Raw genomic sequence first — 20,509 nt, 5'->3', positions numbered from 1 at the left:
GGGTTTTGACGGGTAGTTGACCGCACGCGAGTGCGGTGACGGCGCCGCCGGTGACCTGCCTCCCTGGGCGCGGGCACACCCGTCCCAGGGAAGGCGGGCATGCTCGCGCGGTGCACTTCCGGACGTTGCCGTGTGTAGCTCCTGCGCTACTCAAGGTAGGGCATTGGGGGCACATGTGCTACCTGGTCTTGACAGGAGATGGACCAAAGATCCTCGGACGAGGCACACTTGGCTCCATGCAGGGAGAGGGAGCAGATGCCGCCGAGGAGTAACCCAACAGCCCGTCAGCAACGCCTCGGGGCTGAGCTTCGCAAGCTCCGCGAAGCTTCTGGCCTGTCCACTGAGCAAGCAGCGGCAGTGCTGGCGACGAACCGGACAGTGATCACGAGTACCGAGGCGGGGCGTCACGGGATCAGCCCCGAGCGCGTGCGTCGGTTGGCCTGTAACTACGACTGCGCAGACTCGGCGTTGATCGAGGCACTTGTGCGTATGGCCTCGGATCACACCAAGGGGTGGTGGGAGGAGTTTCGCGGGATCCTGCCGCCGACCTTCCTGGATATCTCCGAGTTGGAATGGTTCTCCCAGGGGCTCCGTATGAGCACCATGACCCACGTCCCGGGCTTGTTCCAGACCGAGGCGTTCGCAAGGGCATTGTTCGATGCGGCCATCCCGCCCCTGCCGGCTGAGGAGTTCGAGGCGCGGGTTGCCCATCGGGTCCAGCGGCGCCAGGTGCTCGACCGGCCCGATGCGCCGCCGTATGTCGCCATAATCCACGAAGCAGTGCTCCGCATGGAGGTCGGCGGCCGCCAGGCCTTGCGCGAGCAGCTGTACTACATCCTGGAGATGACGGAGCGGGAGAATGTCACGGTCCAGGCTGTCCCATTCTCGGCTGGCGCATTTCCCGGCTCGGGACAGTCAATGCTGTACTCCAAGGGAGACGTGCCGAGTCTCGATGTCGTGCAACTCGACCGAACGACTATTGCCGAGTTTCTGCACCTGGAAGGTCAACTGCGAAAATTTTCGCTCCATCTGGATCAGATGCAGCGTGTCGCACTGTCGATAGAGCAGACTCGCGACTTGATCCGTTCCATCGCACAACAGCTATAGGAGAAGTTCCATGTCGGAAATTACGTGGGAAGACCCATTCTGCCAGGACTCCGGGAACTGCTTCCGCCTCGGCACTGACGCGGACGGTAACGGCTACATCGCAGTCAACGGCCAGGAACACCAGCCGCTCACCGACTCGGTGGAGGCGCTGCGGACGCTGATCCTGGACATCAAGGCGGGGAAAGCCGACCATCTCCTGTAGTTGGCAGTGGCCGGGGCGGTGGGTCGCTGCCGTCCCGGCCCCACGGTCAGGAGGACCGATGCCTCAGATCACGTGGGAAGATCCCTTTTGCGGAGAAGGCAACGCCTGCTTCCGTCTCGGCACCGACACCGAAGGCAACGGCTACATCGCGGTCAACGGTCAGGAACACCAAGCCCTTACCGACTCCCGTGCCGCACTCCGTGCCCTCATCCTCGGCATCAAGGCCGGTGAGGCCGATCATCTGCTCCAGGGGTAGGGCCGTCTCGCCGTCCCCGGCTGCTCGGCAGTCGGCGTCAGCCGCGGTGGAATCCGTCGTTGCAGCGTTCCACATGGTCGAGGGTGACGCACAGGGTGGCTGCAGTGGGGCCGCCGAACACGTCGAGTTCAAGGGAGTCGGTGGGCGCGCCGGAGGCGGCCGTCAGCCACAGCGTCTCGTACGGCCATTCACCGTCCCGGCCCAACTTCCACTCGCCTGTGGTGTTGGTGAACTGTGGCGTCCAGGGACCGTTCGGGCCCAGGTACGGGAGGTTGGAGCTGCGGAACTCACCATCGGCGTGCAGTTCGATCTGTCCGCCGTCGGTGCCGGTCCAGGTGCCGACGACTGCGGAGTCGGCGGAGTTGGCGTGTGCGGGTAGCCACGGTTGTTCGGCCTCATAGCCGGTGACGACCCACCACGCTCCGGCGAGCAGGACGCCGACGCCGGCCAGCGCGACGCCGCCGCGTACCCGCCACGCCCGCGACCGCGCGTGGATGGCGAAGGCGCAGGCCGCGATCATGATCTGCGCCGGCCACAGGAATGCCAGCAACAGGCCCAAGTCACACCAGATCACCCACTGCACCGAGCGGCGCCGACCGTCCGGTCGCCGTTGGTAGGCCTGGCTGACGCCGAGGATGGCGATGCCGACCACCCACGCGATGGAGATCTCCACGTAGTGGTCGAGACCGGCGGTGTCCGACTGATCGGGTCCCGACCAGTTGAACAGCTCGAACAGGCCCGTCGCCACCAGCGCGACGGCACACCCGAGCAGGCCGAACGCGGCCAGCGCCGCCCGAAGGTACCGCAGGCTGTCCGGCACCTCGAGCGCTCTCTGCCCGTCGGCGTCCCCCGGCTCGGCTGATAGGCCATCAGCATCGGACTGCGCCGATACTCCACTCAAGCTGCCCAACCCCTTGATCAATTTCTCCCCACGCGAACCTAGCCCGCTGCCGTACCCTCCCGGCAGTGGCGGGCCGGCATTGCGACAGAACCACGACAGAGTGCGTGCGGGCAGTCAGTGGGCCTTTCTCATGTCACGGTGGACTTGTCCGTGACAGGGTTCGCGGATTCGATCCGCTTGGCCCTGCTGCGGACGTATGGGTTGCTGTCCCAGGTCGCGGACCCGTCGAAGATGTCCACCCCCGTGGTGCTGCCAGCGGTGGTCGTCAGGACGTCGAGGATGAAGAGCAGCCGCTCCAAGCTGGGCTTCCGTCGTGTCTCGGGCGGTCCCAGGACCTGCCATGCCCAGCCCACCGCGATGGCGGCTACTCGCTGATCGTCGTACGCGCGACTGTGCCTGGCTTCACTGATGACCCGAAGCCGCTCCTTCCTTGGCAGTTCCCCCCACCAAACCCTGGCCGAACCACCGACTGGAATCCGCTCACGCAGCAGCACAGACACCCCTCCCCGCAGCTGTTGGCCACCATCCACGGGCTCGACTCCCGATCAGTCGAGACTACGACCACTGGCTACCGACTTCATCTGCGAGATCGCCCGCGACCTGTGAGGCGAGCCCGGCTACTGCTCGGCGATCAAGCCGGGCAGTTTGCGCATGTCGTCGAAGACGATGGTGTCGGGTCCTTCGAGCTGCTCGGCCTGGGTGAGCCCGCCCGCGTAGCCGAAGGCTCGCATTCCTGCGGCGCGGGCCGCCTGGACGCCCGGCCGGCTGTCTTCGACGACCACGCACGCGGCCGGGTCGACGCCCAACTGCCGTGCGGCGTGCAGGAACAGGTCAGGGGCAGGCTTGCCGTGGGAGACCTCGCTGGCGCTGTAGATGCGACCTGCGAAGCGTTCGTACAGGCCGGTACGACCGAGGGTGTGGCGCATCTTCTCGTGGGAGCCGCTGGAGGCGACGCAGGTCGGCAGGTCGATCGAGTCCAGGGCCTCGGGCAGCCCCTCGATGGGGGACAACCCGGCGTCCACCGCCTCCCGGTGGAGGTGTTCGAAGCGTTCCCACCAGGTGGCGGCCGTCTCCTCACCGAGGCGCGCGGCGACCTGCTCGCGGATGGAGACACTGGAGCGTCCGATGAACCGGTCGATGACCTCGTCCTCGGTCAGCGGCCAACCGAGTTCCGCCCCCAGCGCGACCTGGACGCGCGCGGCGATGCGCTCGCTGTCGACCAGCACCCCGTCACAGTCGAATATCACCAGTTCAATCGGCTTGATCATCCCCGCAGCATACGGCCGCCGGGTGACACCGCAGCGGTGATCCGGCGCGATGCGGGCCGCCCGCCCGCCCGCACTCGCCTCGCTCAGCGCGCCATGGAGAACGCCAGCTCCTGGGCCCGCTCACGCAGTTGCTCTGCCCGTGCGCCATCGCCCTCGTCGGCGAGCGCCGTTGGGCGTGCGCATACCTGCACGTCGCGAAGCCCGTCGCCCGGGGTGACACCTTCTATGCGAGGCTGAGGGCCATGGATCTCACGCGGCAGTTCGCGATGCCCAAGGGAGTGGTCGGCCGCCTGGTCGGCGGGCTGATGGCGGTGATCAACAAGTCCCAGGTGGAGACCGTTGTCGCCGAAGTGGCTGCGGTGCGGGGTGAACGGGTGCTGGAGATCGGATTCGGTCCAGGCGTCGGGCTGGTGGCCCTGGCGCGGACAGCACCGGAGGTACGGGTCGCGGGCATCGACCCCTCGTCCGCCATGGTGGCGGCGGCGCGGCGGCGGGTCCGGCGGTTCGGCGGGCGGGTGGAGCTCCGGGAGGGCACAGCTGCCGCACTTCCGTGGGACGACGCAGCTTTTGACGCTGTGTTCGCGACCAACAGTGCGCAGCTCTGGCAGCCCAGGGTCGGTTCGCTGGCTGAGGTGCTGAGGGTCCTGCGACCGGGGGGCCGACTGGTGCTCGGCGTACTCGAACGGGCGGTGCTGCCCGACGGCGGGAGCGCCGGGCCGCAGTTCGACGCGGACCTGCTGCCGGACGTGGAGGATTCGCCGCCATCCGGGCCGAGTGGCGGCCCTCCACCATGGGCGGCCGGGAGCTCCTCGTACACGCCGTCCGCCCCACCGCTTGACCATTCACCGCGTGTTGTCGGGTGTCCAGCGGAGGGTCATATCGGGGAGGTTCTCCATGTTGCGGTCGCCGTCGTTGGTGTCGAGGACCGTGAAGCCGTGGTGCTCGTAGAACGCGCGGGCCTCGGTGTTCTGCTGGAAGACGTGCAGGGACACCCCGCCCGGGCTGTGCTGCTTGACCTCCTCCAGAAGCAGCGTGCCGACGCCCTGGCGGCGAGTGTCAGGGCGCAGGTAGAGGTAGCCGAGCAGGTCGCCCTCGACGGCGGCGTAGCCGAGGATCTCCGCGTCGCGCACCGCGACCCAGGTGCGGGACTCCTTGAGCAGGACGTCCTCGACCCACCGGGTCACCTGGTCGTGGGTGCGCTTCTGCGGGGGCAGGTACGGCATGGTCGCCGCACGGGAGGTCATGTGGATGGTGGCGATCGCCGCCGCGTCCGTGGTGCCCGCGAGCCGCACGCTCGTCTTGCTGTCTTCAGTCACAGCAGGAATCTACAAGGCCAGCGGCCGGCGGAGAGAGCTCAGGCCTGGTCGACCTCGGCCCGCAGGGAGTTGTAGTCGGCGAATGCCGACTCGACGTCCGCGCGGGTCAGGCCGTAGCGCGCCAGGTCGTAGCGGTGGGGGCGGGTGCCCTTGGGGCGGGCGGTGACGTCGGGGAGCCGGGCGGCGTCGGCGGCGGTCCATCGGGCGCCGATGGACTCGTAGAGCTTCGGGGCACCCGCGGCCGGGTCGGTGCCGAGCCAGGAGTACGGGACGTCCACCAGCGCCTCCCGGGGGACCGCGGCCCGACTCGCGAGACCCCGTGCCATCGAGCGGCTCAGCAGTTCGAGCCAGGTGGCGCCGATGCCGTGCAGGTCGAGGGGGCGGACGGTGATGGCCATGCCGTGCTCGACCAGGCTGCAGAACGACGGCACGACGGCGACCGGGTCGCGGTGGGTCCACACGATCGTGGCGTCGGGGAAGACGGTGCGCAGCGCGTCGAGGTTCTCCAGGTGCATGGGGGACTTCAGCACCCAGCGGCGTCGGGGACGGCCGTACTGGAGCACCTGGAAGACCTGCTTGAGGTGGCGGTAGTCGGGGACGAAGTCCCGTTCGTAGTGCCAGGCCTGGTACTCGGGCATGCGGGCCTGGGAGAGCGGCATGACGGTGTGCGGAAGCGCGAAGGTGCACTCGTCGGGGCCCTCGGCGTGCAGGGGGTGGATGTCGCGGAAGCGCGGGGCGAACAGGTCGATTCCGCCGACCATCCGGCGCGCGGCGGTCACCGCCTGCTGCCGCTGCCGGGGTGGCGCGTCCAGGTCGGGTGTGAGCAACTCCCAGAGCAGCGGGCAGCGGTGCTCGTCCGAGAGGGACAGCACGCTGTGGGTGAGTGTGGTGGCCGTGCGTGGCAGGCCCACCACGAACACCGGCTTCTCGACGGGCTCCCGCTCGATCTCGGGGTGTTCGGCGATCAACTGCCGGATCCGGGTCCGGTTGGTGAGATGCCTGCGGACGTGCGCCTGCGCGGACACCCAGCCGACCGGGGTGAGGTTCTCGTCGCCCGCCCAGTGGCGCAGTAGCGACCGGAAGTCGTCGACGAACTGCTGGTCCCCCTCCGCCTGCCCGGTCGTGGCGACGAGCCGGTCGAAGGTCCGGTCGGGGAGGCGCCGGGAGCCGAAGCCCGGCCGGAGCAGCAGATTGGCCAGGGTGAGGGCGAGCGGGGCGGACGACACGGGGTCGGGTTCCTTCCGGAGGCGCGGTGTCCAGGAGTTGGCGCAGGCTACCCGCCGTGGCTACCCACCGTGCCGACCCGGCAACCTTCCCCTCCGCCATCAAGCGCTGCCGACTACCCGCTGCCCTCCGCCAGTTGTTCGGCCAGCGAGCGGTGGAACGCGGTGACCAGGGCCTGGGTCAGCAACGGCTCTATCTGGCCGGTGAGTTCGCGCATGCGGTCGACTTCGGCGGCGGCCGGCGCGCTCTCCCGGAAGGGCTTCCAGACGGTCTCGCGGAACAGCCGGTTCAGCTCCTGCGCGGCGGCTCGGCTGTGCAGGCGGACCACGGCGCGGGCGGTGACGATGGTCTCCAGCGGGATCGGCAGGTCCAACACCCGTGCGCCCAGCGGGAGGAGGCCGGGGTCGACGGTGAACAGGCCCTCGTCGTCGGTCCGTTGGAGGGCGCCCATGGCCACCAGCTGGTCCAGGTCGGCGCGCGAGAGCTCGCGTCCGGTGCGGCGGGAGAGCTGCTCGACGCTCGCCTGCTCGGCGGTCTCCGGGGCCCAGACCGCGATCAGCGCGCGGTGGATGGCGAGGTCCAAGGCGCTGAGGTCGTCCGGGAGTTGGTCGAGGTAGCGCTCGATCGCGGCCAGCGTGAGGCCGAGCCGCTGCAGCTCCTCGATGAGCTCCAGCCGGTCCAGGTGCTCGGCGCCGTAGAGGCCGACCCGGCGCGGGCCGAGCTCGGGGGGTGGGAGCAGGCCGCGGCCGCTGTAGAAGCGCAGGGTCCGCACGGTCACCCCGGCCCGGGCGGCGAGTTCGTCCACCGTCAGGCGCAGGGGCGCGGCCGGCCGGTTCGCGGACATGGGGCGCCTCCTGGTGGGACAGTCCTGCTGTGACAGTAGCAGTGTGACTGTCCCACCAGGAGGCACTAGCCCTAAATGTGGCAACGGCCGGGACGCGAGGGCCGGATCAGCTGACCAGCAGGTCGGCGTGGTGCCGGCGGGCCACCTCGGGATGGGCGCGCAGGTATCCCTTCAGCTCGTTGCGCCCGAACTCGGCGAAGAGCGGGTTGGCCGGATCCTCGGTGGCGCCCGGCGCGTGGTGCGCGTGCGGGAAGTCCAGCGGCTCGATGTGCGCGTCCAGCCGCGGGTTGTAGAAGAACGGCACGGAGTAGCGCTCGCGGCCCCCGGGCGGGCTGACCACCCGGTGGTTGGTGGCCTTGAGGAAGCCGTCGGTGGCGACTTCGAGCAGCTCGCCGAGGTTGACCACGAACGCGCCGGGCATCGACGGCACGTCCAGGAAGCTGCCGTCCGCGCGCTCCACCTGCAGGCCGGGGACGCTGTCGGTGAGCAGCAGGGTCAGGAACCCGTAGTCCTTGTGCGCTCCCACGCCCTGGCCGTTGCCGTTCGGGGCGCTGCCGGGGTAGCGGACCAGCTTGAGGCGCAGATGCGGGTGGCCAGCGAAGGCGTAGTCGTAGAAGTCCGGACGGGCGCCGATGGCGGTCAGCAGCTCGTGCAGCAGCAGCTCGGCGACCGAGCTGAGCCGCTCGATCCAGTGCAGGGCGGCGGCACGCAGCTCGGGGTGACCGGCCGGCCACTGGTTGGGGCCCTCCAGCCACCAGTAGTCGGGCTCACCGGGGGCGGGGCGGTGCGCGGGCAGTTCGGCGCCTATGTCGATCTGGTCGCGCCAGTCGCTGCGGCCGCCGGTGCGCTCGTCACCGATCCTGGTGTAACCCCGGAAATGCGGTGAGTTGAGGTTGCTGATCGCCATCCGGTCGGCCTCGGGGAGGGCGAAGAAGGCGTGCATCGCGCTGGTCAGGTCCGTGGTCTCGGCGGCGGTGATGCCGTGACCGGTGAGGTGGAAGAAGCCGACCCCGGTGGCCGCCTTGAGCAGGTCCGCGTGCAGCGCCGCACGCTGCTCGGGGGTGCCGGAGGCGGCGGAGAGGTCGATCACCGGAAGCTCGTTGGCCGGTGCGGAGGTGTGCTGCGTGGACGTGTGCTGCGTGGAGGTGTGCTGCTGCGACATGAGGGTGACATCCGCTGGGTGAGGCCCGGTCGGTCCCGGCGGTGGCCGGGAGCACCGGAAGCGCGGCGGAGTTGGGCCGTGCTTCCGGGGCCGGGGTCCTGAAAGGGGAGGGTGAGGGGTCAGCGGGAGCGTCGACAGGACATGCTCGTGACGCGGAGCAGGTCCACGTGGCGACGGCTGACTAGGAGAAGCACGTCAACCAGCGTAGACGAGGGCCGGAGGCGGGCGGCACTTGGCATGCATGCTCCAGGATTATGCGGGCCGGTCCGGTAGGGCGTCGATAGACAGATCGGACATTCTCGCCCACGGCTCAGCACTCAGGGGTTCAGCGGCTCTGCTCCTGGAGGTTCAGCAGCTCTCTGCTCCGCGCTAGGGGTTCAGCAGCGGTTCAGGAGCTCTGCTCCGCCACCGAGCTGCGCACCTCGTCCATGTCCAGCGCCTTCGCCTGCTGGATCAGCTTCTCCAACGCCGGCGCCGGCAGCGCGCCGGGCTGCGAGAAGAGCACCACGCCCTCGCGCACGATCATCAGCGTGGGGATCGAGGTGATCTCGAAGGTGGCGGCCAGCTCCTGCTGCGCCTCCGTGTCCACCTTGCCGAAGACCAGATCGGGGTGGTTCTCGGCAGCCTTGTCGTAGACCGGGGCGAAGTTGCGGCAGGGACCGCACCAGGACGCCCAGAAGTCGATCAGGACGAAGGAGTCCTTGGACACGACGTCGTTGAAGTTGTCCTTGGTGAGCTCGACTGTAGTCATGCAGGCGTGAACAGCCCGAGGCCCGCCCGCTATTCCGCAGCGTCCCGAGAGGTGTCCCCGGCGTCCCGGGAGGTGTCCCGATAGGTCTCGAGCAGCCGCAGCCAGATCTCGCCGACCGTCGGGTAGGACGGCACCGCGTGCCAGAGCCGGGCCAGCGGCACCTGGCCGACCACCGCGACCGTCGCGGCGTGCAGCAGCTCGCCCGCGCCGGGCCCGACGAAGGTGGCGCCCACCACGCAGCCGCGCTCCTCGTCCACCACCATGCGGGCCTGGCCGCGGTAGTTGTCGGCCTGCAGCGACGCCCCGGCCACCCGGCCGAGGTCGTAGTCGACCACCCGGATCCGCAGCCCGGCCCGTTCGGCGGCGGCCGCCGTCAGCCCGACCGAGGCGGCCTCCGGCTCGGTGAAGACCACCTGCGGCACGGCGGCCGCGTCGGCGGTGGCCACGTGCGCGCCCCAGGCGGCGGTGTCCAGCGGACGGCGGTGCGCCAGCTCGCCGATCGCCGCTCCCGCGATCCGGCCCTGGTACTTGCCCTGGTGGGTGAGGAGCGCGCGGTGGTTGACGTCCCCGGCCGCGAACAGCCAGTCGCCCTCGACCCCGCGCACCGCGCAGCTGTCGTCCACCTCCAGCCAGGCGCCGGGGGTCAGGCCCACCGTCTCCAGGCCCAGGTCATCGGTGCGCGGCGCGCGTCCGGTGGCGTAGAGCAGCTCCTCGGCCTCCAGGCCGTCACCGGCGTCGAGGCGGACGGTCAGTACGCCGTCCTCGCGCTCCACCGAGGTCACCGAGACGCCCGTGCGGATGATCACACCAGCCTCGGTCAGGCCGGCGGCGACCAGCTCCCCGGCGAACGGCTCCATCCGCGGCAGCAGCCCCCCGCCGCGCACCAGCAGCGTCACCCGCGAGCCGAGCGCCTGCCAGGCCGCGGCCATCTCCACCCCGACCACCCCGCCGCCGACGATCACCAGGCGACGCGGCACCACGGGGGAGCTGGTGGCCTCCCGGCTGGTCCACGGCGCGGCCTCGGCCAGCCCCGGGACGTCCGTGGGCAGCAGCGCGCGGCTGCCGGTACAGACGACGACGGCGTGCCGGGCGGTGAGCACCCGCGTGCCGCCCTCCGGCGTGCGGACCACCACCCGACGCGGGCCGTCCAGCCGCCCCTGGCCGCGGACCAGCACCGCGCCGATCCCCTCCAGCCAGGAGACCTGCCCGTCGTCTTTCCAGTTCGAGGCGAAGGAGTCCCGGCGGGCCAGCACGGCCGCGGCGTCCAGCGTCCCGGTCACCGCCTCGCGCGAGCCCGCGACGGCCTGCGCGGCCGCCAGGGCCGCAGCCGGACGCAGCAGCGCCTTGCTCGGCATGCAGGCCCAGTACGAGCACTCGCCGCCGACCAGCTCGCTCTCCACCACGGCGGTGCTCAGCCCGGCGGCCCGGGTGCGGTCGGCGACGTTCTCGCCGGTCGGGCCGCCGCCCAGGACCACGACGTCGTACGGCTCGGGCTGCGGCTCGGACTTCTGCTCGGGCTTGTGCTCAGGCTTGGGCTCGGTGCTCACGCGGGGCACTCCTCGGGGAAGTCGACAGCACTGTCGAGCCCATCCTGGGCCACCCCGGCCCGGCGCGCAGGCCGATCAGCCCGTACATCAGCCCGAAGATGAAGGTGTCATGAGCTCGCTCACGGACCCTCGTGTTAGCCCGGATGCGCATGGCATACTCCGAAACGTGACAGGCAGCAGCGTGACCCGGGCTCTGCGCGCGACGGTGTTCGCGACGCTGGCCGTTCCGCTGTCCGCACTGGGCCATGTGCTGGTCACCGGCCGTGCGCTGCCGGTGAACCTGCTGGTCGCCGCCGGCGGGGTGGTCTTCCTGCTGGCCGTGCTGCTCTCCGGCACCGAGCGCGGGTTCCTGCAGATCGCGGCGCTCTTCCTGCCCGTCGAGCTGCTGCTCAACACCACCTTCAACCTCGGCCAGGACGCCTGCCCCCGCCCGACCCGCACCCACGGCCTGGACCTGATGGTCTGCGGCGGCGGCTCGGTCGGCGCCGGCGACGGCACCGGGCTCACCCTGGCACCCGCCCTGGTGGAGCTGGCGCTGCTGGCCGTGCACGTGGCCGCCACGCTGCTCGCCGCGCTCTGGCTGCGCCTGGCGGAGGCCGCGCTGTCGCGGCTGCCGCAGCTGCTGCGCACGCTGGCGCGGCTGAGCCCGGGCCGGCTGCTGGCGCTGCTGCTGCTCGCCCCGGTGCCCGCCCGTCCCTCGCCCGGCGTGCCACTGCCCGAGCCCCGGCCCGAGCACGCGCCTGCCGAGGACCTGCCGCTCGGCCCGTCCCGCCGCCGGGGTCCGCCGGCCGCCTACGCGCTCGCCTGCTGAGCCCTCCCCGCGATCGGGGACGGCCCGCAGCATGCGCCGCCGGCCCCCACTCATCCTTCGCGGACAGGACCGACGCTTTCCCATGGCCAACAACGCCAAGAGCAACAACCCCAGCAAGAACAACCCGAAGCCGGGCAACCCCTCCGAGCAGCAGAACGACCGCCGTCAGCGCGCCTACGAGGCCCGGATGCGCGAGCAGCGCTCCGAGGCGATACGGCGCCGGATCGTCCTCGGCGTCTCGGCCACCCTGGTGGTCGCGATCGCGGGCGGCGCGGTGTGGGCGGTCAACGACGCGAAGAGCAAGAAGTCGGGCAGCAGCGCCTCGGCCGCCGCGAACGCCCAGGTGGTGACCCCGGCGAACACCACCGGCGACGGCACGGTGATCACCTACGGCAAGGCCGACGCGGCGCACACCCTCACGGTGTACGAGGACTTCCGCTGCCCGATCTGCCAGAAGTTCGAGACCACCGACGGCCAGGCCGTCCAGCAGCTCGCGGACAACGGCACGTACAAGATCGACTACCACGTCGCCGCCTTCCTGGACGACAACCTGGGCGGCACCGGCTCGATCAACGCCCTGGCCGCGGCCGGTGCGGCGCTGAACCAGAGCGTGGACGACTTCAAGAAGTTCCACGACGTCCTCTACGCCAACCAGCCCGACGAGCAGACCGACGGCTTCGGCAACGTCAACACCCTGATCAGCCTGGCCGCCAAGGTGCCGGGTCTGAACATGGACGCCTTCACCGCCGCCGTCAAGGCGAACACGTATATGCCGTGGGCCCAGAAGGTCGCCGCGCAGTTCAACACCAGCGGCGTCACCGGCACCCCGACCCTCAAGCTCGACGGCAAGGCGCTGAACGTCTTCGGCAACAGCGGCCCGATCACCCCGGACCAGTACACGGCCATGATCAAGCAGCAGATAGGCGGCTGACGATGAGATCCGAGACCGAGGCCGGCACCGAGGCCGTCGTGCCCGCCCGTACGGCTGCTGCCGCGCCCGCGGCGCCGTCGCGCGGCTACGCGTGGGTGCTGTGCGTGGCCGGGGCCGTGGGCCTGGCCGCCGCGTTCGTGCTGACCACTGACAAGATCAAACTGCTGCAGAACCCGAACTACGTTCCGAGCTGCAACATCAATCCGATCATCAGCTGCGGTTCGGTGATGCGCACCGCGCAGGCCTCGGTCTTCGGATTCCCCAACTCGCTGCTGGGCCTGATCGGCTTCGCGGTGGTGGTGGCGACCGGCGTCGGCGTGCTGGGCGGCGCCCGGTACCGGCGCTGGTACTGGCTCGGGCTGCAGGCCGGCACGGTCTTCGGCATCGTGCTGATCCACTGGCTGATCGGGCAGACGCTCTACTCGATCGGCGCGGTCTGCCCGTACTGCATGGTGGTCTGGGCCGCGACGATCACGCTCTTCTGGTACACCACCCTGCACAACCTGCGCACCGGGGTGATCCCGGTCGGCCGGCGCCTGCAGCCGGTGGTCCGCGAACTCAACCGCTACCACTGGGTGGTGCCGGTGCTCTGGTACGCGGGGATCCTGCTGCTGGTGCTCAACCGCTTCTGGTCGTACTGGAGCACGTTGATCTAGGTAGCTAGCTACCAGCCGGCTTTGCCGCGCGGGCCGACCGGTGTCGTGATGCCGGTCGGCCCGCGGCGCTGCGGGGATTAAATCTCTGCGATCAAGGCAGCGCGGGCCCTATGGTCGTGAACCTCCCGATGGGGAGAGGAGGTTCACCAGACAATGGGACTGTTCAAGGACGCGCCGCCCAGCGCGCATCCCGAGTACACGCAACTGCGCTTCATGGCGGCGGGAACACCGTCATGGTGGAAGCAGAACCGGCACAAGGTCCTCGCGATCGCAGGTCTCCTCAGCGGATTCTGGCTCGCCGGACACCTGCACGACACCACCCCCAGGACCTGCACCCCGGCCAGCCCGTCCGTCACCGTGTCCCACTGACCGAACGACCCTGCCCCGGCCCCGCCACCTCACGGGCCCGGGGCACGACCAGTGCGCCGGTGGGGTTGCGTCCGATGAGGGCGTTCACGGCTGAACCTACGGACGCTGCGGGTTGTACTCGTAGCCGATGGTGAACCTGGTGGGGATGCACCACTCTCCGTACTCGATGATCCCGTCCTCATCCGACCAGCGGTGCACACCGGCCAGGATCGGGGAGCCCACCGCGATCCCGAGCGCGGATGCCTCCCGGGCGTTCGCCGCCCGCCCGTGCATGTCATCCCTGGCATGCGTGATGGTGCGCCCGCTGACTACCAGTACTTTGCCGAGGATTCCCGCGTTCTTCCCGGCGGCCTTGCTCAGCAGGTCCGGCACCATGGCAGCAAACTCTGCCGGATAGTAGACCCCTTGGTACATGGTGCGTTGGCGGCCCTTGCCCGTGACGAACTCCCGCCTCACCAGCTGGTCGCCCGGGTCAAGGTTGAAGAGATCTTGCACGTAAAGCGGAGGTACCCCCAGCTCAGCCACGGTGACCGTGCAGGTCTCCCCGCCCATCAGGCTGGATTGGATGCGCTGGACCTGGAGCAGCCGGTCACGTCCCGAGCCGGTCACTGCGGCCTCATCAGCAACGAAGGTGCCGCGAGGCGACGTTCGTACATAGCCTTCGACCTGAAGGGCCTGAAGGGCGCGGCCCACGGTGGCGCTGGCCACGTTCCAACGCTGGCACATTTCCCGCTGCGTCGGGAGCCGCGTCCCGGCCTCCAGCTCGCCGGCAAGTATCGCCTGACGGTAGTGGTCGGCGATCCGGGAAAAGGTTGAGCCTGTACCTGCCATGGGGGCCCCTTGTGATGTGACGGGCAGTCAGTGACCTAGGACACCGACAAGCGTACTCCCGCGTTGTAGCGCACCGGTAGCTTTGCGCTACATCGCCTCCCTGGTGCTCTAGGAGACTTGGCGCACTTTCCTGCTTCCCTGATGCCGGGTGAGTACGGCAGTGGTGCGCGAGCAGATGGGGCCCAACGGGGAGGTCCGAGATGGGATGGAGGTTCGCATGTCACGACTGAGCGAGATCACAGCGGCGAGACGGAAGCAGGCGGCGTTCGCAGTAGGAAAGTTGGGCTCGGCACTCGCGCGGGCCGGCGTGGCGCTGCCGTCCGTGGGTGTCGACTGGCAGTCGGTGTTGACCGGCGAAGTCCTGGTCGATCTCGGTCGGGCCCGGTCGGATGTGGTCGTAATGATTGCCGAACTGATCCTTGAGGGACTGGATGCCCGTGACAAGCAGCAGAGTTGAGTCGCAGCAGGATCGGATGGTGGATGACCTCCGCGAGGCTGCGCAGCAAGCCGTTGACGCCCTGGTGGGCGCGCTCAGGCTCAACAACCTCCCGGCTCTTCCGAGTTTGGAGGGTGGGCGGATCACGCTCACCCCGCACGGCGTCCACATCGAGATCGGCGGGTGCAACGTGCGCACGGTCCAGGCGATCGCCGATTGCCTCATGGATCATGCGCGTTGTTCGAACCGTGTTGTCCCCGGAACGGTCGTGTCCTCTGGGGTGGCCGAACTGTCCACTGTGCGAATGGAATTGAGCCAATGAACCACCCCTCGTCCGACGACATCCCGCCGGCCGGCTCCTACGTTGTCGACCGCAAGTCGCTGCGCATCCTGGTCGTCATGGACCACCGCCACGGCGAGCTCTACCTCCGCCCACCCGGCGGCGGCGTCGAGATCACCCGTAAGCCGGAACAAGTCCGCCCCGCCGACCGCAGCGAAACCCTGCGCGGCCGTGTAGCCAAGGCCAACCTCGACGCCGAACACGGCTGCGCCGGATGACCGGGGATGCACGACGAACTCCAACTGGCGCTGATCAAGCGGTATCTGGCGGGCGAGATGGCCCGCGTGAGGCGCTCATTCGCCGCGCAGCTGCTCGATGACCGGGGCGAAGGCGTGCATGGCGGGTTCCAGGACGGTGATGTACGTGAAGCCGTACCGCTCCCGTTGAGCGCGCAGCTGGTCGGCCATCTGCCGGACGGTGCCGATGAGGATGGTCGGCAGGTCGAGGGCCTCGTCCTCGGTGAGGTTCGGGATATTGGGGAGGGATGGCCGCAGGGCGGCGCGGCGGTCGTTGGTGACCGCGACCAGGTAGATCAGGACGTTCAGCTCGGCCGGCTCGGCGCGGTCGGCGGCGAAGCGCTGGTACGCGGCGACGCGTTCCTCCAGCTGCGCGGCTGTGAGCGTGATCGGTTTGCCGTCCGGGTCCGCGCGGCCCCCGCTGAACGCGGCGATCTCGGCGTGCCGGGCGGTCAGTTTCAGGATGCGGTCTCCGTTGCCGCCGATCAGGAGCGGCGGGCGAGGCCGCTGCAGCGGCTGCGGCGCGAAGTCGTCCGAGCCGTACAGACGGTCCAACTCCTCGATCGTGCGCTGAAGATGGGTCACGCGCTCGCCGGGTGTGCCGAAGGGCAGGCCGGCCGCATCGTGCTCCGCCTTTACGTAGCCGGCGCCGAGCCCCAACTCAAGGCGGCCGCCGGTGAGCTGGTCCGTGGTGGCGACCTCGCGGGCGAGCAGCGTCGGATTCCAGAAGCCGGCGTCGAGCACGAACGTGCCGAGCCGGGGTCGCTCGGTGGCCTCGGCCGCGGCGACCAGGGCGGGGAACGGCGCGGGCATGCCCAGGTGGTCGGGGACCGTGATCACGTCGTAGCCGAGCGCCTCCGCTGTGCGGCACTTCTCGCGCCACGGGCCGCTCGCCGCCGGGGTGAGCAGGGTGACGCCGAAACGGAACGGGCGGGCCATCCCCCTATCTTCGCAGGGAATCCCGGCCTTCAGGCCGGGCGGGAATGGGATCTTTGGCCCGGAGCCGCGAAGCGGCGAAGTTCGCTGCGAAGACTGGTGCGCAGCGTCAGGCCGGCTGCTTCTGGTTCTCGATGTACTCCTTCACGATGCTTAGCGGTGCGCCGCCGCAGGACCCCGCGAAGTACGAGGGTGCCCAGAACACCGAGCCCGTCCCGATGCGGTTGATCCGTCCGGTGTACTCGGCCCGCAGGTAGCGGGAGCTGACGCCCTTGAGGCTGTTGACCAGCTTGGACAGGGCGACCTTCGGCGGGTAGTGCACCAGCAGGTGGACGTGATCGCCCTCGCCGTTGAATTCCCGCAGCTCCGCACCGAAGCTCTCGCATACGTCCCGCATGATCGCCTCGCAGCGCGTCAGCATCTCGTCGTTGAAGACCTCACGCCGGTACTTGGTGACGAACACCAAGTGTGCGTGCAGGTGATAGACGACATGGTTTCCCCGGCGGATATCAGGATCTGGTTCCCAGCGTGGTGACATCCGCCAAGTTTGACAGGTGTTAAGGTGACCTGCGACCAGAAAGGGGGGTGGACCCGTTGGACACGCAGATCCGTGCGTACAAGTTCCTCATGCGACCCACCGCCCGTCAGGTCCAGGCCCTCGCCGCGATGCTGGTCGACCACTGCTCGCTCTACAACGGGGCCTTGGAGGAACGGCGCGACGCCTACCGTCACGCCTCGAAAACGACGGTCAAGTACGGCCAGCAGTCGGCGCAGCTCAAAGACATTCGGGCGTTCGACCCGCAGCGCCAGGGCCGGTGGTCGTTCTCCAGCCAGCAGGCGACGCTTCGGCGTCTGGACAAGGCGTTCGCCGCGTTCTTCCGTCGGGTCAAGTCCGGCGAGAAACCCGGATACCCGCGCTTCCGGGGCGTGAACTGGTTCGACACGGTGGACTTCCCCAGGGACGGGGACGGCTGCCGGTGGGACTCGATGCCCGGTCACCCTCCCAGGGTCCGGTTCCAAGGTGTCGGGCACGTCAAGGTCAACCAGCACCGTCAGGTGGTCGGCAGGGTCAAGACCGTCTCGGTGAAGCGCGAGGGCAAGCGCTGGTGCGTGGTGCTGACCGCCGAGCAGTCCAAGCCCGAACCGTTGGAACCCACCGGTTCGGTGGTCGGGATCGACCTGGGCATCGCCAATTTCCTCGCCGACTCCAACGGTGGCTTCGTTTCCAACCCGCGCTTCGGCCGGGAGAACGCCGAGGCCCTCGCGCAGGCTCAGCGGCACCTGGCCACCTTCCCCCGTGCTTGCCGGGACAAGCGCTCCAAGAAGCACCGCCGGGCCGTCGAGAAGGTCGCCGACCTGCACGGCAAGGTCCGCCGCCAACGGCTCGACCACGCGCACAAGACCGCCCTCACCCTGGTGCGCCGGCACGATCTGATCGCGCACGAGAAGCTGAGCATCAGCAACATGGTGCGGACGCCGAAGCCGAAGCCGGACCCCGCGCGGCCGGGCGGCTTCCTGCCCAATGGTGCCGCCTCGAAGGCCGGGCTGAACAAGTCGATCACAGATGCGGGTTGGGGGGTGTTCCTCGCGATCCTCACCAGCAAGGCTGCAAGCGCCGGCCGGACGATTATCGCGGTGGACCCCCGCAACACCTCCCGGACGTGCCCACAACCCGCGTGTGGCCACGTCTCCGGGGAGAACCGAACCACTCAGGCAAAGTTCCACTGCGTACGGTGTGGCCACACGGACCACGCGGACACGGTGGGTGCCATCAACGTTCTACGGGCCGGGCTGGTCCACTGCGACGCCAACCCGGCGTAACAGGAAGCCCCGTCCCCTTAGGGCGGGGAGGAGTCACGAACGCTCCTTGCACGTGAACAAGTTGGCGACGCCCGCTAGTTCATCACGATGTGCGCGATCGCCGCCAGTGGCCCATTCATGCGGGACGACGCAGCGCGCCCATCAGCCGGTGTGCGGACACTCGTGGCCGGGCGTCAACCAGCGGGGCTCGGACCGAGCCGTCGCCCTCGCAAGAGAAGAAGGACCTCGCACGGGTCGCGCAACGGCTTGGCTGGACTCCCAGGAGGTCACCTGGAAGTCGTCCACCCCGACTTCCGGTGAAGACCGCTGACGGGCGTCGCCAGCGTAGGGGCAGCGGGGATGAAGCCGACGGTGGGAATTGGATGGTACGTGCCTGGGCGGCGGCGTAGCGTCGCGGCCATGAACCCAGAGACCCCAGCAGCCGCACTGCTGATCCGTGCGGAGAGCCCCGACGACCAGGGTGAGGTCCGCAGGGTCCATGCCCTGGCCTTCGGGGGCGGTGAGCGGGTGCCGAGGTTGGTGGAGGCGCTGCGGGCGGCCGAGGCGGCGCTGCCTCCGTTGTCGTTTGTCGCCGTCCTCGACGGGCGGGTGGTCGGGCACGTGATGCTGAGTGCGTGCCGGTTGGATGCGCTGCCCCGGCTGGTGGACGTCTACTCGTTGTCGCCGCTGGGTGTGCTGCCGGAGCATCAGGGCATCGGTATCGGGAGCAGGTTGATCGAGCATGCGGTCGCCGCAGCCGATCGGCAGGGCGTCCCGCTGGTCTTTCTGGAGGGCTCGCCGCGCTACTACCGCAAGCGCGGCTTCCTCCCGGCGGAGGAGTCGGGTTTCCGGCCCCCGACGCTGCGGTACCCGCCGGGTGCGTTCCAGGTGGTCAGGCTGTCGGCTTACGAGGACTGGATGACCGGCACCTTCGTGTACTCGGAGACGTTCTGGGCGCTGGATTGCGTCTGCCTGCGCGGTGCGCGGCTGACTGCGGCAAAAGCGTCGGGGGCGACCGAGTGACGAGGGCGCGGAGTCAGGGCTTCGGGAGCGGGAAGGCGGTGCGCATCATCGCGTCGAAGGCGACATCGGGGAGCAGGCGGCGGGCGGTCATCACGGCGCGTGAGAAGCCGCCGATGGCGTAGCGGGCGCGCGGGTTGCGGGTGGTGGCGGCGCGGACGATGACGCGGGTGGCGGTCTCGGCCGTCACCGCGCCGTTGCGACGGGTGAAGGTCTTCTGGCCGTACATGGCCGCCAGTTCGGCGCGGAAGCTCCCGTACGGGTCGTCGGCCGCCGGCTCGGCGCCCATGGTGTCCACCGCTGTGCCGCCGAACTCCGTGATGGTGGGCCCGGGTTGGACCACCACGATCTTGACGCCGAAGGGCGCGACCTCCAACCGCAGCGAGTCGCTGATCGCCTCCACCGCGTGCTTGCTGGCGTGGTAGAAGGCGCCGCCGGGCGGCGAGAACTTGCCGGCCATCGAGGAGATGTTGACGATCCGGCCGCTGCGCGCGGCCCGCATGCCGGGCAGCACCAGCTGGGTCATCCGGACCAGGCCGAAGACGTTGGTGTCGAACTGCGCGCGGATCTCGGCCGGTTCGGCCAGCTCCACGGGCTGGTGCAGTCCGTACGCCGCGTTGTTGATCAGCAGGCCGACCGATCCGTGCTGCTGCTCGACGTGCCGCACGGCGGCGGCCATCGACTCCTCGTCCGTGACGTCCAGGGCGAGGGTGTGCAGGCCCTGGGCGGCCAGGTCGGCGATCGCCTCGGGTCGGCGCGCGGTGGCGTACACCGTGTGGCCCTGGCGGTGCAGGGCGAGCGCGGTCTGCCGGCCGAGGCCGGAGGAGCAGCCGGTGATCAGGGCGGGGCGGCTCTTCGGGTCGGCGTTCGTTGCGCTCAAGGCGCGTCCTTTCCATGCAGGAGGGACCAGACGGCGGCCTCGGCCTGGGCGAGGTCCGCGGCCGGCAGGTCGGTGATGGTGGCGGGTTTGATGGATTTGAGCAGGCCGGCGAAGGCACCGAAGGCCATCGCCACCAGGAGGTCCGGCTCGCCGGGGCGGATCGCGCCGGCACGCTGGCCGCGCTGGATGAAGTCCGCGGCGAAGAGGTCGATCTCGGCGGCGAGTCGGCGGCTCTCGGCGTCGAGGAAGGTGTCGTGCTGCTGGTGCTCCAGGAACGCGAACGCGTCCGGGCGCCGGCCGGCGAAGTCGGTGAACGCCAACCAGATCTGCCCGTACTCCTCGCGGGTCGAGGCGCGGGTCGAGGCAGCGAACTGCGCCGTCCGCTCGGTGAGGCAGCGGACCAGGTCGCTCTTGGCGTCCCGGAAGGCGGCGTTGCCGAGCGCCTCCTTGCTGGGGAAGTAGCGGTAGATGCTGCCCACGCCCACCCCCGCGCGCGCCGCCACGGCGGGCATCTGGGTGCCCTCGTAGGTGCGTTCGGCGAACAGCGAGAGCGCGGCATCGAGGAGGAGCTGGGCGGTGTCCTGGTGTCGACTCACGGAATGAATATTCATTCCGCTCACCCTCGCCTGTCAAGCGCCGAACGGAAGTCGTGCGGTGGTTGAACGGTGGGGTGGGTGGGTGCGTA

The 20,509-nt window shown here is 69.6% G+C and carries 26 protein-coding genes; 12 read left to right on the top strand and 14 right to left on the bottom strand.

The genetic code is table 11. The features are described 5' to 3' along the window. Positions 1-255: 255 nt before the first annotated feature. From P3T34_RS09895 to P3T34_RS09885, 3 genes are read left to right on the top strand one after another with little or no spacing between them, the layout of a single operon-like run. Positions 256-1,107 carry a helix-turn-helix transcriptional regulator gene (locus tag P3T34_RS09895; RefSeq protein ID WP_280665640.1) on the top strand — a complete coding sequence of 284 codons (852 nt, stop codon included), beginning with the start codon at positions 256-258 and terminating at the stop codon, positions 1,105-1,107. Between the two features lie 10 nt (positions 1,108-1,117). After that, positions 1,118-1,309, top strand: coding sequence for a hypothetical protein (locus P3T34_RS09890; RefSeq protein WP_280665639.1), 192 nt, complete (start codon positions 1,118-1,120; stop codon positions 1,307-1,309). 58 nt (positions 1,310-1,367) lie between these two features. Further along, entirely contained in the window at positions 1,368-1,565 is a 198-nt protein-coding gene (locus P3T34_RS09885) for a hypothetical protein (protein ID WP_280665638.1), read from the top strand. A 37-nt stretch (positions 1,566-1,602) separates the two neighbouring features. On the opposite strand, the gene P3T34_RS09880 is transcribed toward P3T34_RS09885, so the two are convergent. The 9 genes from P3T34_RS09880 to P3T34_RS09840 all read right to left on the bottom strand — a co-directional run bounded on the left by P3T34_RS09880 (position 1,603) and on the right by P3T34_RS09840 (position 10,506). Beyond that, positions 1,603-2,385 carry a hypothetical protein gene (locus P3T34_RS09880; RefSeq protein WP_280665637.1) on the bottom strand — a complete coding sequence of 261 codons (783 nt, stop codon included), beginning with the start codon at positions 2,383-2,385 and terminating at the stop codon, positions 1,603-1,605. 209 nt (positions 2,386-2,594) lie between these two features. Continuing rightward, a complete protein-coding gene (locus P3T34_RS09875; RefSeq protein ID WP_280665636.1) occupies positions 2,595-2,960 on the bottom strand; it encodes a hypothetical protein in 366 nt (121 codons plus the stop codon). Positions 2,961-3,083: 123 nt separating this feature from the next. After that, positions 3,084-3,734, bottom strand: a complete 651-nt coding sequence (locus tag P3T34_RS09870) for an HAD family hydrolase (protein ID WP_280665635.1) — start codon at positions 3,732-3,734, stop codon at positions 3,084-3,086. An 842-nt stretch (positions 3,735-4,576) separates the two neighbouring features. Then, positions 4,577-5,050 (bottom strand): GNAT family N-acetyltransferase, encoded by a 474-nt coding sequence (locus P3T34_RS09865; RefSeq protein WP_280665634.1) that lies wholly within the window; start codon positions 5,048-5,050, stop codon positions 4,577-4,579. A 38-nt stretch (positions 5,051-5,088) separates the two neighbouring features. Beyond that, the gene (locus P3T34_RS09860) at positions 5,089-6,276 is read right to left on the bottom strand and encodes a sulfotransferase (RefSeq protein ID WP_280665633.1); all 1,188 of its coding nucleotides are present in this window, start codon (positions 6,274-6,276) and stop codon (positions 5,089-5,091) included. A gap of 113 nt (positions 6,277-6,389) precedes the next feature. Continuing rightward, positions 6,390-7,118: a MerR family transcriptional regulator gene (locus P3T34_RS09855; RefSeq protein WP_280665632.1), complete on the bottom strand. Its 729-nt coding sequence runs from the start codon at positions 7,116-7,118 to the stop codon at positions 6,390-6,392. Between the two features lie 106 nt (positions 7,119-7,224). Continuing rightward, on the bottom strand, positions 7,225-8,280 hold the full coding sequence (locus tag P3T34_RS09850) for a 2-oxoglutarate and iron-dependent oxygenase domain-containing protein (RefSeq protein ID WP_280665631.1): 1,056 nt from the start codon (positions 8,278-8,280) through the stop codon (positions 7,225-7,227). A 388-nt stretch (positions 8,281-8,668) separates the two neighbouring features. Next, positions 8,669-9,031, bottom strand: a complete 363-nt coding sequence (gene trxA / locus P3T34_RS09845; RefSeq protein WP_280665630.1) for a thioredoxin — start codon at positions 9,029-9,031, stop codon at positions 8,669-8,671. Positions 9,032-9,060: 29 nt separating this feature from the next. Further along, complete coding sequence (locus P3T34_RS09840; RefSeq protein ID WP_280671932.1) at positions 9,061-10,506, bottom strand: NAD(P)/FAD-dependent oxidoreductase; 1,446 nt, start codon at positions 10,504-10,506, stop codon at positions 9,061-9,063. A gap of 238 nt (positions 10,507-10,744) precedes the next feature. Between P3T34_RS09840 and P3T34_RS09835 the strand changes: the two genes are divergently transcribed. From P3T34_RS09835 to P3T34_RS09820, 4 genes are all read left to right on the top strand, one after another. Next, a complete protein-coding gene (locus P3T34_RS09835) occupies positions 10,745-11,389 on the top strand; it encodes a hypothetical protein (protein WP_280665629.1) in 645 nt (214 codons plus the stop codon). 82 nt (positions 11,390-11,471) lie between these two features. Continuing rightward, a complete protein-coding gene (locus P3T34_RS09830; RefSeq protein WP_280665628.1) occupies positions 11,472-12,320 on the top strand; it encodes a thioredoxin domain-containing protein in 849 nt (282 codons plus the stop codon). Positions 12,321-12,322: 2 nt separating this feature from the next. Beyond that, positions 12,323-12,976, top strand: a complete 654-nt coding sequence (locus P3T34_RS09825) for a vitamin K epoxide reductase family protein (RefSeq protein ID WP_280665627.1) — start codon at positions 12,323-12,325, stop codon at positions 12,974-12,976. 153 nt (positions 12,977-13,129) lie between these two features. Continuing rightward, positions 13,130-13,345, top strand: a complete 216-nt coding sequence (locus P3T34_RS09820) for a hypothetical protein (RefSeq protein WP_280665626.1) — start codon at positions 13,130-13,132, stop codon at positions 13,343-13,345. Positions 13,346-13,441: 96 nt separating this feature from the next. Here the strand turns inward: P3T34_RS09820 and P3T34_RS09815 are convergent, their stop codons facing one another. Next, positions 13,442-14,176, bottom strand: coding sequence for a GntR family transcriptional regulator (locus tag P3T34_RS09815; RefSeq protein WP_280665625.1), 735 nt, complete (start codon positions 14,174-14,176; stop codon positions 13,442-13,444). Positions 14,177-14,393: 217 nt separating this feature from the next. Here P3T34_RS09815 and P3T34_RS09810 point away from each other — a divergent pair, with 217 nt between their 5' ends. The 3 genes from P3T34_RS09810 to P3T34_RS09800 are packed head-to-tail and all read left to right on the top strand — an operon-like array spanning position 14,394 to position 15,170. Next, entirely contained in the window at positions 14,394-14,633 is a 240-nt protein-coding gene (locus P3T34_RS09810) for a hypothetical protein (protein WP_280665624.1), read from the top strand. A 16-nt stretch (positions 14,634-14,649) separates the two neighbouring features. After that, positions 14,650-14,934, top strand: a complete 285-nt coding sequence (locus P3T34_RS09805) for a hypothetical protein (RefSeq protein WP_280665623.1) — start codon at positions 14,650-14,652, stop codon at positions 14,932-14,934. After that, on the top strand, positions 14,931-15,170 hold the full coding sequence (locus P3T34_RS09800) for a hypothetical protein (RefSeq protein WP_280665622.1): 240 nt from the start codon (positions 14,931-14,933) through the stop codon (positions 15,168-15,170). Before P3T34_RS09805 ends, P3T34_RS09800 begins: the two co-directional genes overlap by 4 nt. A 75-nt stretch (positions 15,171-15,245) precedes the next feature. Here the strand turns inward: P3T34_RS09800 and P3T34_RS09795 are convergent, their stop codons facing one another. Continuing rightward, on the bottom strand, positions 15,246-16,127 hold the full coding sequence (locus P3T34_RS09795) for a TIGR03621 family F420-dependent LLM class oxidoreductase (RefSeq protein ID WP_280665621.1): 882 nt from the start codon (positions 16,125-16,127) through the stop codon (positions 15,246-15,248). Positions 16,128-16,233: 106 nt separating this feature from the next. Then, positions 16,234-16,662, bottom strand: a complete 429-nt coding sequence (gene tnpA, locus P3T34_RS09790; protein WP_280665620.1) for an IS200/IS605 family transposase — start codon at positions 16,660-16,662, stop codon at positions 16,234-16,236. An 89-nt stretch (positions 16,663-16,751) separates the two neighbouring features. On the opposite strand from tnpA, the gene P3T34_RS09785 reads away from it, so the two are divergent. Both P3T34_RS09785 and P3T34_RS09780 read left to right on the top strand, forming a co-directional pair. Continuing rightward, a complete protein-coding gene (locus P3T34_RS09785; RefSeq protein WP_280665619.1) occupies positions 16,752-17,945 on the top strand; it encodes a transposase in 1,194 nt (397 codons plus the stop codon). Positions 17,946-18,344: 399 nt separating this feature from the next. Next, complete coding sequence (locus P3T34_RS09780) at positions 18,345-18,947, top strand: N-acetyltransferase (RefSeq protein WP_280665618.1); 603 nt, start codon at positions 18,345-18,347, stop codon at positions 18,945-18,947. A 13-nt stretch (positions 18,948-18,960) separates the two neighbouring features. Here P3T34_RS09780 and P3T34_RS09775 read toward each other — a convergent pair whose 3' ends face one another. Beyond that, positions 18,961-19,824: an SDR family NAD(P)-dependent oxidoreductase gene (locus P3T34_RS09775; RefSeq protein WP_280665617.1), complete on the bottom strand. Its 864-nt coding sequence runs from the start codon at positions 19,822-19,824 to the stop codon at positions 18,961-18,963. Further along, positions 19,821-20,420 carry a TetR/AcrR family transcriptional regulator gene (locus P3T34_RS09770; protein ID WP_280665616.1) on the bottom strand — a complete coding sequence of 200 codons (600 nt, stop codon included), beginning with the start codon at positions 20,418-20,420 and terminating at the stop codon, positions 19,821-19,823. The genes P3T34_RS09775 and P3T34_RS09770 overlap by 4 nt, the downstream gene beginning before the upstream one ends. Positions 20,421-20,509: the final 89 nt, after the last annotated feature.

The organism is Kitasatospora sp. MAP12-44 (assembly GCF_029892095.1).
Lineage (GTDB): Bacteria > Actinomycetota > Actinomycetes > Streptomycetales > Streptomycetaceae > Kitasatospora.
The sequence above is the reverse complement of the archived record's forward strand: the minus strand, read 5'-3'. Positions and strand labels throughout refer to the sequence as shown.

Excerpts from the sequence above, each read along its gene's own strand:
- P3T34_RS09895 (WP_280665640.1), top strand. The coding sequence starts at position 256 with ATGCCGCCGAGGAGTAACCCAACAGCCCGTCAGCAACGCCTCGGGGCT.
- P3T34_RS09890 (WP_280665639.1), top strand. The coding sequence starts at position 1,118 with ATGTCGGAAATTACGTGGGAAGACCCATTCTGCCAGGACTCCGGGAAC.
- P3T34_RS09885 (WP_280665638.1), top strand. The coding sequence starts at position 1,368 with ATGCCTCAGATCACGTGGGAAGATCCCTTTTGCGGAGAAGGCAACGCC.
- P3T34_RS09870 (WP_280665635.1), bottom strand. The coding sequence starts at position 3,734 with ATGATCAAGCCGATTGAACTGGTGATATTCGACTGTGACGGGGTGCTG.
- P3T34_RS09855 (WP_280665632.1), bottom strand. The coding sequence starts at position 7,118 with ATGTCCGCGAACCGGCCGGCCGCGCCCCTGCGCCTGACGGTGGACGAA.
- P3T34_RS09850 (WP_280665631.1), bottom strand. The coding sequence starts at position 8,280 with ATGTCGCAGCAGCACACCTCCACGCAGCACACGTCCACGCAGCACACC.
- trxA (WP_280665630.1), bottom strand. The coding sequence starts at position 9,031 with ATGACTACAGTCGAGCTCACCAAGGACAACTTCAACGACGTCGTGTCC.
- P3T34_RS09830 (WP_280665628.1), top strand. The coding sequence starts at position 11,472 with ATGGCCAACAACGCCAAGAGCAACAACCCCAGCAAGAACAACCCGAAG.
- P3T34_RS09825 (WP_280665627.1), top strand. The coding sequence starts at position 12,323 with ATGAGATCCGAGACCGAGGCCGGCACCGAGGCCGTCGTGCCCGCCCGT.
- P3T34_RS09820 (WP_280665626.1), top strand. The coding sequence starts at position 13,130 with ATGGGACTGTTCAAGGACGCGCCGCCCAGCGCGCATCCCGAGTACACG.
- P3T34_RS09815 (WP_280665625.1), bottom strand. The coding sequence starts at position 14,176 with ATGGCAGGTACAGGCTCAACCTTTTCCCGGATCGCCGACCACTACCGT.
- P3T34_RS09810 (WP_280665624.1), top strand. The coding sequence starts at position 14,394 with ATGTCACGACTGAGCGAGATCACAGCGGCGAGACGGAAGCAGGCGGCG.
- P3T34_RS09805 (WP_280665623.1), top strand. The coding sequence starts at position 14,650 with ATGGTGGATGACCTCCGCGAGGCTGCGCAGCAAGCCGTTGACGCCCTG.
- P3T34_RS09800 (WP_280665622.1), top strand. The coding sequence starts at position 14,931 with ATGAACCACCCCTCGTCCGACGACATCCCGCCGGCCGGCTCCTACGTT.
- P3T34_RS09795 (WP_280665621.1), bottom strand. The coding sequence starts at position 16,127 with ATGGCCCGCCCGTTCCGTTTCGGCGTCACCCTGCTCACCCCGGCGGCG.
- tnpA (WP_280665620.1), bottom strand. The coding sequence starts at position 16,662 with ATGTCACCACGCTGGGAACCAGATCCTGATATCCGCCGGGGAAACCAT.
- P3T34_RS09785 (WP_280665619.1), top strand. The coding sequence starts at position 16,752 with ATGCGACCCACCGCCCGTCAGGTCCAGGCCCTCGCCGCGATGCTGGTC.
- P3T34_RS09780 (WP_280665618.1), top strand. The coding sequence starts at position 18,345 with ATGAACCCAGAGACCCCAGCAGCCGCACTGCTGATCCGTGCGGAGAGC.